This is a genomic window from Pirellulales bacterium (genome assembly GCA_035939775.1).
Classification (GTDB): Bacteria; Planctomycetota; Planctomycetia; order Pirellulales; family DATAWG01; genus DASZFO01.
Genome location: DASZFO010000370.1, coordinates 1 through 13,503, shown reverse-complemented (window position 1 = coordinate 13,503; position 13,503 = coordinate 1). Strand labels below are relative to the sequence as shown.

Genomic DNA, 13,503 nt, shown 5'->3' with positions numbered 1-13,503 from the left:
CCGGGAAACGACCGGGCGCGCTACCGTGGACGAATTGGCTGTCCATGCCGGATTGGAAGGCTTTGGCTCGTTTGCGGATCAAGACTTGAGAGAATCGAGCGATCGAAACCCGATTGACGGCGCCGCGCGGTCATACGTGGATGGCGAAGTTCCTGCGCGCGATCCGCGCGTGTTGTTCTGCAGTTGGACCGAACTGGACGTTGCCTCGGGAACGCCGGTGATTCTCTGCGATTTGCTGCGGCACTTTCCCGCGGGATGTTCCGAAGTGTTGACGGAGGAGAATCTTGACAACAAGTGCCGACGGCACGTCGAAGTCGAGCATCCGATTTACAAATACCGCCTCCACACGCGGCTTTGGCCGTTCAAGCGGGGGCACCGTCTCCGCGGTCGATTGGCTCGCATGGGAGTTCCGCTGCTAGTGGCGCTTATTTTGCGGCGAATCAAGACGTTTCGCCCGGATTGCATCCTTGCGGTTTACGCGCAGCCCCACTGGATTTTGGCGACGTGGATCGCCTCGCGGCTAAGCGGAATTCCCTTGCTGTACTACGTCCACGACACGTTTCTAGAGCAAACAAATCGCCGCAGGAATTCGGCCTATTCGAAATGGCTCGACCGACGGGCGCTGTCGGCTGCCCGCGTGCTTGTGTTGCATCCCTATTTGGCCGATTACTATCGCCAGCGCTACGGCATCGAGTGCACTGTACTTCGACAGATGATCCGCCATCGCGCGCTGCCGCCTCGACGGATCGATTTCGCGGCTAAGGAAATCGTGATCGGGTTTTCCGGGGCGATTTACGACAACAACCGCCGACAATTGGCGGAATTGGCGCGAGTGGTCGAAGCCAATCCGCGGCTGCGACTGAAGATCTGGTCCGACGCGGCGCCGGCCGATCTGAGCCGCGCTGGGATCGCCGGCATTCGAGTCGAGTGTGCGTATGAGGCGGACTACGAGCGGCTGCTGACCCACTTGGCGGGTTGCGATCTGCTCTATTTGCCGCTGGCATTCTTCGACACGCCGAATGTCACCACCGATTCGCTGCAATACGCGTTTCCGACCAAAAGTCTCGATTATCTGGTCTCCGGAACGCCGATTCTCGTCCACTCGCCAAGACATTTCGAGCTGTCGCGGTTCTTCACATCGCACCATTGCGGGCTCGTCGTGAACGAGGCCGGGCCCGTCGCCGTTGAAGCTTGGCTCCAGCGATGGCTGGCAGGAGCAGTCGAATCGCTTGACGACTCGGACCGGTTGGATACGCTCCGTGTTTTTTCGCCAGAAGAGAACAGGCGGTTGCTGTGGGCAATAATCGCTGAAGAAACGTCGTCGCGCGGTAAGCGCCCCCGAGAGAAGACGCAAACTTCAACCAAGGAAACGGCCAAGGCGGCTGTTTAGCTGGGGCGCATTCGCCGTCCGAAACGCGTGGTAATCTTCAATTGACGGCGCCGCGTTAATCTCACTGGCTACTTTTCCGGGAGGACCGAGTTTTGAAGATTCTAGTTACCGGCGGACGTGGAACAGTCGGATCGGTTTTGACCCGGGAACTTGCGGCGCGCGGCCATGGCGTCGTTAGTTGCGACTTGACCCACGGCACCGACGAAATCGGCTTCAGCCTGCGAACCGACGTGGAAAAGCCGACCTATGTTCGCTGCGATGTGGGAGACAGCCGGCAATTGGCCAGAATCTTCGACGTGATGGGACCCTTCGACGTCGTCTATCACTTGGCGGCCGAATTCGGCCGCTGGAACGGCGAAGATTTTTACGAACAGGTTTGGCGAACGAACGCCGTCGGCACGAAAAACGTCTTGCGCTTGCAAGAGCAACATCGCTTCCGCCTCGTCCATTTCTCGTCGTCCGAAGTCTATGGCGATTGGGACGACGTGATGTCCGAAGACGTGATGGAGAAGAATGAAATCAAGCAGATGAACGACTACGCCCTCTCGAAATGGGTCAACGAGTGTCAGATCCGCAACTCGCGAGTTCAATTCGGCACCGAAAGCGTCGTCGTGCGGCTATTCAATACTTACGGCCCCGGCGAATACTACAGTCCATACCGCTCGGTCAATTGCCGCTTCATGTATTGCGGCTTGATGGGCCTGCCCTGGGTCGTCTTTCGCAACTATTACCGCAGCTCGACCTACGTCGAAGATACGGTGCGGTCGCTCGCCAATATCTGCACCAACTTCAAGCCCGGCGAAGTCTATAACATCGGCAGCAATCAATACCATTCGATCGAAGAGCTTTCCGACATGGTACTCAAGGTAACTGGCGCCGATCCGGGGCTCGTCGAGTACCGCGACGCGGAGGTACTGACCACTCGCGTGAAGAAGGTGGACAATTCAAAAGCGGTCCGCGATTTGGGGCACAAGGACAGCGTTACACTCGAGGAAGGCGTGCGGCGCACGATCGAATGGATGAAGAAGGTTTACGGAGTCACCGACGGATCGGTACGCAAGGAGTGAGTCGGTGACGTTCGAATGTCGCTTGGGAGAAGTTGCAAACTTTAGATGTGTGGAATAGCCGGAATTTGGAACCTGCAGAGCGGCGCTGATGCCGGCGCGGCCGTCGGCGCGATGCTCGATGCGATGCAGCATCGTGGTCCGGATGGACGGGGGATGCTTGCCTTCGATGGCGGTGCGGCGGGGATGGTGCGGCTGGCGCTTGTGGACCTTTCGGATCGCGGGCAGCAGCCGCTATGGTCGGTCGATCGTCGCGTCGCGATCGTTTTTAATGGCGAAATCTATAACTTCCGCGGCGAGCGGGAGCGACTCGAGCGAGAAGGCTTCCGGTTCCGAACGACCACCGATACGGAAGTTATTCTGAACCTGTATCTGGAGCGGGGAATGGACTTCGTCGATCGTCTCCGCGGCATGTTTGCGCTGGCGATCTTCGATTGGCGCGAGTCGTCAGCCGGTGGTAACCCAGTGATGGTAATGGCTCGCGATCCGCTCGGGATCAAGCCGCTCTACGTCGCTGCGCCAAAGGGCAATCCGAATGGCGTAATCTTCGCATCCGAAGTTCGCGGCCTACTGGCCAGCGGGCTGGTTCCACGGCGCGTCGATCCAAATGGATTAGCGGAGTACCTCGCGCGCGGGTTCATAATCCAGCCGCAAACGATTATCGCCGGCGTGCGATTGCTCGATTGCGGCACGCTCGAACGCTATGCCCCAGGCAAGCCAGTCGAACGGCGCCGGTTTTGGCGAATCCCGGCCTATGAACCGAGACAAGAAACGCTCGATCAAGCGGCCGAGCGGCTGCGCGGCGTGCTCGAGGACAGCGTCGCCCTGCACGCCTTTGCCGATGCGCCCGTCGGGGCGTTTTTGAGCGGCGGCGTCGATTCCAGCGGCATCGCCGGCATGATGCGCAAGCACATTCCTAACCTCCGCACGTATACGCTCAAGTTTCCGGACCTGCCGCGAGCGGACGAGTCCGATTACGCAACCGCCACGGCCCATGCGCTCGGCTGCGTCAATACGGTCGTCGAAGTCCGCGGTAGCGAAATGATCGAGCTGCTGCCGGAGCATATTCGGGCAATGGATCAGCCGTCGATCGACGGGCTAAACACCTGGCTCATCTCGCGCGCGGCGGCGCACGATGTCAAGGCCGTGCTCTCCGGAGTGGGGGGCGACGAGTGGTTCGCCGGCTACCCGGTGACGCGAAGAATGACCTATTATGCCACGCATCCCCTGGGGCGGTTGGAGGCTATGGCCGGCAAACTGGCGTCGCGATTGCAATCGCGATTGCTTGAGGGTCGGATCCGTCAACGCGCGCACAATCTGTCGACGCGGCGCTCGCCGCTAGCGACTTGGCTACACGCGCATCACGTGTTCCGTTACGACCAATCTCGTTGCATGGCCGGCTTGTCGTTCGACGATGACGAATCTCGTTGCATCGCTGGGTTGTCGTTCGACTCGGCGGGGGACGTCACGAAACTGGAAAGCTATCTTTCGACGATCAGCGACGACGTTCGCCGCGAGTCGCCGATTGGATTGGCCTGCTTGCTCGACTCTGGCGTTTACATGGGGAACCAATTGCTTCGCGATTCCGACGTGATGAGCATGGCCCATTCGCTGGAGTTGCGGACCCCGCTCGTTGACGTGGAGGTCGCGAAGTTCTCACGGACTTGTCTGGACGAATTCAAGCTCCGATTCGACGGCGGCTTCGATGACCGATATGCCCAGAGTGGCGCGAAGCGCGTGTTGATCCAAGCCATGCGCGACGTATTGCCCGCCGACATTGCGACCCGGCCGAAGCGTGGATTCGCGCTACCGCTTGTGCATTGGCTGCGCACCAATCTGAAGCCGATGCTTGCGGATGTTTGCAATCCGCAGACGATTGCGCGCCGTGGGCTAATCGATCCGGCGGTGGTCGCCCCGCTGATGCAATCTTCGGAGTCATTGGCGGAAAATGTTTATCCGCGGCTCTGGTCGTTGATGCTGTTGGAACTTTGGTGTCGCAACGTGCTGGACGCGCCGACGGCCAAGGCAGCACAACATCCGGAAGCGCTCGCTAAGGAAAGCGATTCTCGCCCATCGCTAGCGCTTCGGTCCGGTGTGACTTTTGAATGATCCGCATTAGCGGTTGATAAACTAAATGGGATTTGCTTTTTATTTCGGTTGGCTGGCCGTGCCTGACGCGGGGTGGCTCTGGCATACACTGGCGTTCATTGGGCTTTGGACCACGGGATTGTACACGGTTCAGGCGAAGACGCTCCTATCTCCACAAGATAGCAGTCCGCAGTTCGCTCGCTGGGCGCCGCGGATCCGCCTTTCCATCGACGTTTGCTTCACGACGGCGATCACGATGTTTCTGTCGCCGGTCGGACTCATGCTCGTCTCGGTGATAGTGTTTTTGGCGCATTTGGGCTTGATGGTCCATTTCCAATATTTTCTGCGCCCCGTGTCAGCGCTAACGATGTATCACAATTGGCGCGAGGGTGCGAAAGCAAGCAGCCATTCGGTAAGGGCTCGCACACGAGGGCTCAATTTGATCTTCGGCGCTAGCCTGCTCGTCAAACTTGCGCTCTTGGCGACAGCCCCGGATCCGGGCGTCGGACGCGGTATGTTGTGGGCCGTCGGCACTGTGGCTGCGGTTGGCTACGTTGGATTGATGGCGCTGGCCAGTTGGATTGATCCACTCGACAGAATCCTGACAACGCGCGGCATCGGGCGGCTCGGGATGATCCGCGGGTATTTCGTCACCTGGCTGGCGGAGTTCTTTTACCTCGGCAAGCGGCAAGTGCTCGAAAGCGCAATCCGGCAGCAGCAAGTCACGTCCGACGCTCTGACGCCGATTGAGACGTCGATACCGATTCGCCGTCAACTCGTGATCATTCAGGCCGAAAGCCTGGATTTCAACGTGTTAGGTTGTCAGGCCAACGGCCAGGAAGTCACTCCGTTCTTGAACCGGCTTCGCGAGCGGTCGTTGTTCTATCGAATCTCGGCCGCGCGATACATCGGCTCGGCGGACGCGGATTTCGTGATGTTGAACAGCGTGATGCCTTCGATGCACATCATCACTTACAATATCCCGAACTATCCCTATCGCAACACGCTGCCGCAGTTTCTTGGTCAATTCGGTTATCGAACGGAAGCATTTCACGGCAACACGGGCAACTTCTATAATCGACGTGCAGCCTTCGAAAAGATGGGATTTGCGGAGATCCACTTCGAGGAAGAAATGATCGAGCGGGACGGCCTGCCGCAAATTGCTTGGGGAATTGAAGACCGGCAGGTTTTGGATCTCTCGGCGCGACGGCTTCAAGAGGCCTCCGGGAAAGTCTGCCATTTCATAATCACCCTGACGACGCACACGCCCTACAATCTGCTCGGCTGCAATCAGCGAGATGTTTTTCCACAGCCGCAATCGATCGCCGAGAACTATCTGAACAACATGCGTTATCTCGACAACCAAATCAGTGCCTACATCGGTTCGCTGAGTTCGGCCACGGTCGTGATCTATTCCGATCATCCAGCGGACCCGGCGGTTGCCCCGGACTTCATGCCGAATTGCCAGGCAGCGCGCGAATATGTGCCCTGCTTTGTTTATGACACGGACAGCGATTTGGCGACCCTGCAGCGAACGCGCGAAAGCGGTCCGGCGGTCGACGGAAGCCTGACCTTGTTGGACATTGGCAATTTCCTCCGCGCGCAAGTTGCCGCGGGAAACGATCAGCCGCCGCTGGCGACAAGCGGGAGTGGCGGGTTTCGAGTGACCAGCGGCAAGTGACCGTCGAGTTGCGGTGATGAGGATCAATTGACAAGTTCGAAGGACAACGGCGCTCACTTGAATTCCCTCGCCGAGACGGCGGTGTTGATTCCCGCCGCCGGCGGCGTACCGGAGGGAATTCTGGCGCTTGGGAATATCGGCTGTCCGGCGATGATTCCCGTGGCGGGACGGCCCGTTATCTATTGGACGATGAAATACCTCCGCTCGTTGGGCCTGAAACGGTTTCTGATCGCGGTATCGCGGCGCGGAATGTTCATCGAGGATTTTGTCGATTGCACGTTCGGCACGGATTGCGACGTTTCGTTCATGGTCCCTTCGATCAGTCGCGGCGTGGGCCGGACTGTCTCGGAACTTGCCGAAGCTGCACAGGCCGACCGAGCGCTCGTCGTGCTGGGAGACACCTATTTTCAGTTCGCGGATACGACGATCTTGGATCGACGCGAGGCGCTTGTATTGACCCAGCCGGTGAGCGATCCCTACCGTTGGTGTACCGTCGAGCTGGATGCGGAAGGCGCGGTCACGGCGTGGCACGACAAAGAAGCCGGGCTGCCCGGACCGCTCCCCGCATTGATCGGCGTCTACCATTTTCCAGATCTCGTGGAGTTGCAAATGGCGGCAGGCGCCGCGGACGAACGGGCGGCGGCCGAAGGACGCCGCACGGAAATGGCGGATATTCTGAAGATTATCGCCGAGCGCCGCCCGGTTCAGGCTATTTCAGCCGGCGATTGGCTCGATTGCGGCAATGCCGACCGCCGCGATAGCTCTCATCGAACCTTGTTGCAGAAGCGGGATTTCAACGAACTTTCGATCGACAATGTATTCGGCGTCGTGACGAAGAGGAGCCGCCATGTCGAGAAGTTTCTCGACGAGATCAACTATCTGCGGCTTTTGCCGCCGGAACTGTCGGTGCTGTTTCCGCGAGTGGTCGGCTACTCGAGCGACTATCATGATCCGTGGCTGTCGATGGAGTATTACGGGTACCCGACGCTGGCCGAGGTATTCGTCTTCGAGAACGTCGATCCGGGGATTTGGGAACAAGTCTTCGTTCACCTCCGGCAGATCATCTTGCAAGGATTCATGCAAAGGCCGTATCCGCTTCCGCGTGGCGCGCTCGAGGACATGTATCTTGGCAAGACGCGCAAGCGACTGGAAAGCCTTCAGGGACCGAGCGAGCTGTTGAGTCTGACTCGGCACACGGGGCCACTGATTGTCAACGGCCGCCCGCTGCAGAACATTCCCGCGCTCTGGAAGCGATTGGAGTCGGAAGTCGAAAAGCTGGCGGCCGACGTTCGCGGCTCGGTCATCCACGGCGACCTCTGTCTATCGAACATTTTGTACGACATGCGTTCGCGAGTCTGCAAGCTGTTGGATCCTCGAGGCAGCTTTGGCGTGTCGGGCATCTATGGTGATCCGCGTTACGACGTCGCCAAGCTGTATCATTCGATATACGGCCTGTACGATTTCATCACCAACGATCTATTCCATGTTTCAGCGAGTGGCACGGAGCTTCGGCTGGACATCCGCTCGCGCCCTCAGCATCGACAAATTCGCGAGCGATTCGAACGCGTGTTCTTCGAGCAGTTCGACCGTCGCGAGATCCTACTGATCACGGGCTTGTTGTTCGCGAGCATGCCAGCGCTGCACTACGATGCGCCTTCGCGGCAGATTGCCATGTACGCCCGCGCGCTGCAATTGTTTGACGAGTTGTTTGTGCCGGACATCGGTGCACTTTCGTCTCCAACTTTGTTTCCTCCGGAACCTGCGGGGATGGAGCCTCCCGGGCATGCGCCGTCGCCATTGGCCCCGGGTTAAACGACAGCACTCTCATGCGAATCTGCATTGATCTCGATGGCGTGATCTGCCAATTGCGACAGGAGGGACAGCAATATGCCGACCTCGAGCCGGTTCCGGGCGCGATCGAGAAACTTCGCGCCTTGCGGTCCGCCGGGCACTACGTGATCATTTGCACCGCGCGACACATGAAGACCTGCGGGGGGAATATCGGTCAGGTCGTTGCGCGCCAGGGAGCTGTTGCGCTCCAATGGCTTGCCGAGCACGGAATCGAATACGATGAGATTCACTTCGGCAAGCCCCATGCCGATGTGTATCTCGACGATAATGCCGTGCGATTCGAGGGTTGGGACGGGATCAGCGCCGACGGGAGTTCGCTTCCGATTAGTGCGGAGTCGAGATTTGTAACGCAGAAAAACGGGGCGGCGCGCGACCGGTCATGAACATCGTCATGCCCATGGCGGGCCGAGGCAGTCGGTTCGCTCAGATCGGGATCGATACGCCCAAGCCGCTCATCGACGTCGATGGCAGGCCGATGTATTCGTGGGCGATGGACAGCCTGCCGCTGGAGTTGGCCTCGAGGGTGATATTCGTTTGCCTTGAAGAGCATCTCCGTCAGCGTTCGCTCGAGGACGATATTCATCGCCGTTACGCGCACTTGAATCCCGAGGTGGTCCGACTCGACGAGGTCACCGAGGGGCAAGCATGCACCGTCCTTACGACGTCGGCGCTCATCGACAACGACGAGCCCTTGTTGATCTACAATGCGGATACATATTGCCAGACGGGGCTCTCGCGGCGACTTCCGGCGTTGCCGCCGCAGATCGCCGGGCTGATCGGCGTATTTCGTGCGCCGGGAACGAAATGGAGCTTCGCTCGAACGGACGCCAACGGCCGCGTGCTGGAGACTGCCGAAAAACGACGAATCTCCGATTGGGCCAGCACGGGGCTTTACTATTTTCGCCGTGGCCGTGATTTTGTCCGTCATGCCGAAGCAATGATTGCCGAGAATGAGCGGATCAAGGGCGAGTTTTACGTCGTGCCAGTCTACAACCGAATGATTGCCGCCGGCGCCGAGGTTTGCATCGATCCGGCGGAAGAAGTTTGGGCGATGGGGACGCCCGAAGACCTGCGGCACTTCTTGCAACATTTTGCTCCATGACTTTGGTGGAATCTAAACCTTCGTCGCCGCGGAAGCCGACGAACCGTCCGCGGAAGGTGTTGCACGTGCTTAATAGCGCCGGCGGTGGCGCGGCGATGAGCACGATTGCTGTAATGGAGTCACACTCGCAGCAGGGAATCGCGGCCTGTGCAGTCTGCCACGACGCGGGATCTTCCGAGGAGCGGGATCGACTTCGCGAAGCGACGCGCGGCGCGGTTCTATTCACGCCGCTCTATTGGTGGAACCGAAAAATCCGGGCCGCGCTCTGGAGGCGACCGTTGATCGAACTTCATCAACTCCTGCAAACGGGCTGGATGCGCGGTTCGTCGCGGAAAGTGGCGGATTTCGCCCACCGTCAGCAAGTTGATTTGATTCACACCAACACGATGTTGACCCCTGAAGGCGGAGTCGCGGCGCGGCGGCTCGGATTGCCGCACATCTGGCATTTGCGCGAACTGATTGGCGCCGGGCAGCCCTTTCGGATCGCCAAGAGTAAACCTGGCTTGAGCCGGTTCATCAAGCAACATGCGTCGCTGGTAATTGCCAATTCACAAATCGCGGCCGATAAGGCGCGCGGCTGGATTCCGGCCGCGATGCTGCGGGTCGTGCCAAACGGCATCGACGTGCAAGCGTTTGTTCCGCGGCAAGATAAGGTCCGAAAGGGACCGTTGATCGTCGCCATGGTTGCGTCATTGACCTCGCGAACCAAGAGGCATTCAATCTTTGTCGAAGCAGCCGCGCGGCTGCGCGAGACCGCGGGCGTCGAATTCCGGATCTACGGCCACGATTCGACGGCGGGGGGAACTCGGCCGGGTGATCGTTACGCGGAAGAAATCCATCGACTTATCCGCGAGCGCGGTTTGGCTGACCGTTTTCGCTGGCCGGGACACGTGGCCGATCCAGCCCAAATTATGGCCGAAATCGACATCCTGGTTCATCCTGCCGACAACGAATCGTTCGGTCGCACTCCGGTCGAAGCGATGGCCGCTGGACTGCCGGTCGTCGGCGTCCGCGGTGGCGGCGTCGGTGAAACGGTGCTCGACGGAGTGACTGGGCTGCTGGTCCCCGCAGGCGAATCGGCGACGATGGCCGCGGCGATCATGCGTCTGGTAAACGATCCGCCGCTCCGTACACGACTTGGCGTCGCCAGCCGCCAGCGGGCAGAATCCCACTATTCGCTCGAAACTTGCGCAGCCGGCATCCTCCAAGCCTACGAAGAAGCCGTGAAATGCCCCGTCGGCCGACCTGCACTATCCCTCGCCTCTCACCCTTCGCCCCTCGCCCCTTGAAGTTCTCGATCTGCATTCCGAATTACAACTACGAGCGCTATCTTGGGCGCACGATCCAAAGCGTTCGCGACCAAGCCGGCCTCGAATATGAAATCCTCGTTTCTGATAATGCCAGCACGGATCGCTCGGTCGAAATCGTGCGCGGCTTCGCGGATCCGCGCATTCGACTGCACGTAAACCGTTGCAACGTCGGCTTCGCTGCGAATCTGGACCGCGCGGCTCACTTGGCCGACGGGGACTGGATGCTAATGCTATCCTCGGACGACCTGATGCGGCCCGCTGCGCTGGCGACGTATCGCTCGCTCTTCGATCGTCTGGGGCCAGTTGCAGAGAAGGCGATTTTCACGAGCGCGATGGACGTGATCGATGCGGAGGACCGGACCATTGGACGAGTTGGATTACCGCGAAACGACGTTTGGCGAGAAACCGATCGCGCCGGCGAATTGGACGAAGCGGCCGGGGCGCCCGTTTATCGGGTCTCGGCTCGAGAGCTGCTCCGTCGCTCGCTGGTAACGATGCAGAATCCGTTTCAATTCGCGGCAACCGTATATCCGCGCAAACTCTATGAGGCAGTCGAGGGCTACGGCGGCTCGCGTCAGATGAATCCCGATAAATGGTTCCACTGGAAGCTGTTGTCCCGGGCCGACGCGGCCTATTTCGTCGATCGGCCCCTGTTTGCCTATCGCTGGCATGCATCGAACCAGACGGCTCAACAAACTGGCAGTGGAGCGCTTAAGTTCCTAGTCGACGAATACGCGTCAACTTACGAGATTGACGCTAACATCCTCAAGGAACTGGACCTCACGCGGGCCGAGATCGAGCGCGCGTTCGTCGAGTACGACATCGGCCGACACGGTCTGGCGGAATTGGCTCGTGGGAGGCGAGCGCAGGCGCGACGGATTCATTCATTCGGGCGGGCGGCTTATCCGCGGCACTCGCGGCGAAACCGGAAGACGTGGATCCTCGGCATATTGCTGAACATTGGGCCGTGCGGTCAATGGATCGCGCGGACGGCCTATCGGCGCATGACGCGATCCGCCCGCGCCGACACCGCGAACGCCTGGGAGTTGAACGGGAGTTACCCCACGTAGCCGATTTGCGAAGCGCGTTGGGAACGACCGGATTTGCGGGAAGCCGCACGAAAAGGCGCTCGCCGTACGCGGCAAGCCGAATCGAGCGATTACCACGATTATGCCAAATCGACGATTATCGGGTTCGCGCTGAGCGCGCATTCGAGCGGCTTGAGAAAGGGCCCCGCTGACCACGCATTCCTCTTGAAACTCAAGTGATTTGTCTTAGCATGGAATTGACGGTAGTCCTCGCGAGTTGCCGGCCTGCAATGGTCTGCGTGACTGCTAATTATTGGCCGGCGAGCGAATCGGTAAGACTTCGTTTGCGCCGAGACAGTCACTCCCGAAGGGCGCCGCAAACCGCCGTCAGTTTTCGAGGCGTCTCGAGGGCCAACTTACCGGCAACGCAGTTAACATGAACTTCACATCTTCCCTTCCATACGACCCACGGGCGGTCATCGCCCAGATTCAGCGTCGACACGAGAAGGGTCGGGCTACTTTTGATACGCTCACGCTCAACGGCATCCTGCTGTTCTTCATCGGCTTGACGGTCGTTGGCTCAGGGTTCAGAGCGGCCCGTCCCGAAATCGGCGGGCTATTGCTACAGCCCTACCTGGTGCCGATCTTGTTGGCGATGCCTTATATTCTGCTGTCCCGATTACAGGAACTCCCGACAAGAGTCTTGCTGGGATTGGGGCTTTTCACGCTGTCATTTGTCATGACGTCGTTAGGGCCGGCTTCGCTGGCCATTATGCTCAAGCTGGTCGTTTCGGTTCTGACGACCGCCACCATTGCACTCTTGGTCCGAAGCCGTGCCGATCTGATCGCCGGCGCGACGGGCCTCTTATTGGCCGTCGCCGCGCTGGCGCTGCATGGCCTGGAAGAACCGGACTTAGCAGGCTTGGGCGTCAAAGCGATCGAAGTCGCAAACAAGAATTCCTACTCGATGTACGCTTTGCCCGCATTGCTGCTCGCGGGGTATTTGGTGCTGCGCATCAAGCCGAAATCGAAAGTGCTTCTGACCTTATCCGTCGTTTGCAGCCTTGCAGTATTGGTGGCGATATTCATGAGCGGCAACCGATCCGGTTATTTGGGAGCGGTGTTGGTCGCCTTGCTTCTCGTTCGCGAACGAAAGATTGCGGGTGTGCTGTTGGTCGGCATGGTGGTCGCGGCCATTGCCTATTATCTTATCAACCACGGCAGCACCGAGATTCTTGAACGCCGAGTGAATCAGACCGTGGAAGGGAATTCGTCCGACACGCTACGTATCAATCTCCTCAAAGCATGCGTGAAAATTGGATTGGCCAATCCCATCGCAGGCGTTTCCCCTGGCAATTTGCCCGACGAAATCCGTCATAATATGGCCACCGGGCACGTGGAGGAAGTGATAGTCGGCCCCCACAATGTATTTGGCTTGATTATTGGAGGCAACGGACTGTTATGTACGGGCTGCCTATTGCTCTTGGCATGGAGCCTGTGGACGTGGCCTCCGTCGGCCAGGCGCGGCGGATCGACCTCAGAGTTCATCGAGGCGCGGAAGCTGCTGCGCTACATGCTGGTCCTTTGGGCCGTCCGTGGTATGTTCAACGACGAGATTCTCTACAACCCGGGGTTCTGCATTGGGCTCGGACTGGCGATGGGCATGTGTGTCGCCGCCAGCAAGCTGCAGCCGCTTGCGGTCGTGGGAGCCGGCGCTCGGCCGCAACTAGCCCCGACATCATGAACGGAAAGCAACTTCGGCTCGGCTTTATCGGCGAACGGTCGGTCTTCGTCGACGGTCGTGTTCTCTGGACTGGAGCGGGAGTTGGGCGCATCGTCGAAGCGCTTCAGGAGCGATGCGATCACTTGACCGTCGCGCTGAGCCAGTCCCCGGCCAAGGCCGCCTTCCACGATCACCAGTTGAGAATATCCCAAGATGATTTTCTTCCGTTCTCTTGGGTTCCGAGCATAGCCAAGGGATTCTTTAAG

At 59.2% G+C, this 13,503-nt stretch carries 11 protein-coding genes; all 11 read left to right on the top strand.

Translation table 11 applies throughout. The features are described from left to right. The first annotated feature begins 25 nt into the window (after nucleotides 1-25). Nucleotides 26-1,390, top strand: coding sequence for a glycosyltransferase (locus tag VGY55_24405; protein ID HEV2973132.1), 1,365 nt, complete (start codon nucleotides 26-28; stop codon nucleotides 1,388-1,390). Nucleotides 1,391-1,482: 92 nt separating this feature from the next. Continuing rightward, nucleotides 1,483-2,457, top strand: a complete 975-nt coding sequence (locus VGY55_24400) for an NAD(P)-dependent oxidoreductase (protein HEV2973131.1) — start codon at nucleotides 1,483-1,485, stop codon at nucleotides 2,455-2,457. 45 nt (nucleotides 2,458-2,502) lie between these two features. Then, nucleotides 2,503-4,563 (top strand): asparagine synthase (glutamine-hydrolyzing), encoded by a 2,061-nt coding sequence (gene asnB, locus VGY55_24395; protein HEV2973130.1) that lies wholly within the window; start codon nucleotides 2,503-2,505, stop codon nucleotides 4,561-4,563. A gap of 25 nt (nucleotides 4,564-4,588) precedes the next feature. Continuing rightward, the gene (locus VGY55_24390; protein HEV2973129.1) at nucleotides 4,589-6,223 is read left to right on the top strand and encodes an LTA synthase family protein; all 1,635 of its coding nucleotides are present in this window, start codon (nucleotides 4,589-4,591) and stop codon (nucleotides 6,221-6,223) included. A 27-nt stretch (nucleotides 6,224-6,250) separates the two neighbouring features. After that, nucleotides 6,251-8,035 (top strand): hypothetical protein, encoded by a 1,785-nt coding sequence (locus tag VGY55_24385; protein HEV2973128.1) that lies wholly within the window; start codon nucleotides 6,251-6,253, stop codon nucleotides 8,033-8,035. Between the two features lie 14 nt (nucleotides 8,036-8,049). Continuing rightward, nucleotides 8,050-8,457 carry a hypothetical protein gene (locus VGY55_24380; protein HEV2973127.1) on the top strand — a complete coding sequence of 136 codons (408 nt, stop codon included), beginning with the start codon at nucleotides 8,050-8,052 and terminating at the stop codon, nucleotides 8,455-8,457. Continuing rightward, complete coding sequence (locus tag VGY55_24375) at nucleotides 8,454-9,176, top strand: glycosyltransferase family 2 protein (GenBank protein ID HEV2973126.1); 723 nt, start codon at nucleotides 8,454-8,456, stop codon at nucleotides 9,174-9,176. The genes VGY55_24380 and VGY55_24375 overlap by 4 nt, the downstream gene beginning before the upstream one ends. Before the next feature lie 5 nt (nucleotides 9,177-9,181). Then, a complete protein-coding gene (locus tag VGY55_24370) occupies nucleotides 9,182-10,465 on the top strand; it encodes a glycosyltransferase family 4 protein (GenBank protein HEV2973125.1) in 1,284 nt (427 codons plus the stop codon). Further along, nucleotides 10,462-11,556, top strand: coding sequence for a glycosyltransferase family 2 protein (locus VGY55_24365; protein HEV2973124.1), 1,095 nt, complete (start codon nucleotides 10,462-10,464; stop codon nucleotides 11,554-11,556). The genes VGY55_24370 and VGY55_24365 overlap by 4 nt, the downstream gene beginning before the upstream one ends. 394 nt (nucleotides 11,557-11,950) lie before the next feature. Further along, nucleotides 11,951-13,258 carry an O-antigen ligase family protein gene (locus VGY55_24360; GenBank protein ID HEV2973123.1) on the top strand — a complete coding sequence of 436 codons (1,308 nt, stop codon included), beginning with the start codon at nucleotides 11,951-11,953 and terminating at the stop codon, nucleotides 13,256-13,258. Further along, nucleotides 13,255-13,503, top strand: a 249-nt coding sequence (locus VGY55_24355) for a hypothetical protein (protein ID HEV2973122.1), incomplete at its 3' end; no start/stop codon positions are given. The genes VGY55_24360 and VGY55_24355, both read left to right, overlap by 4 nt.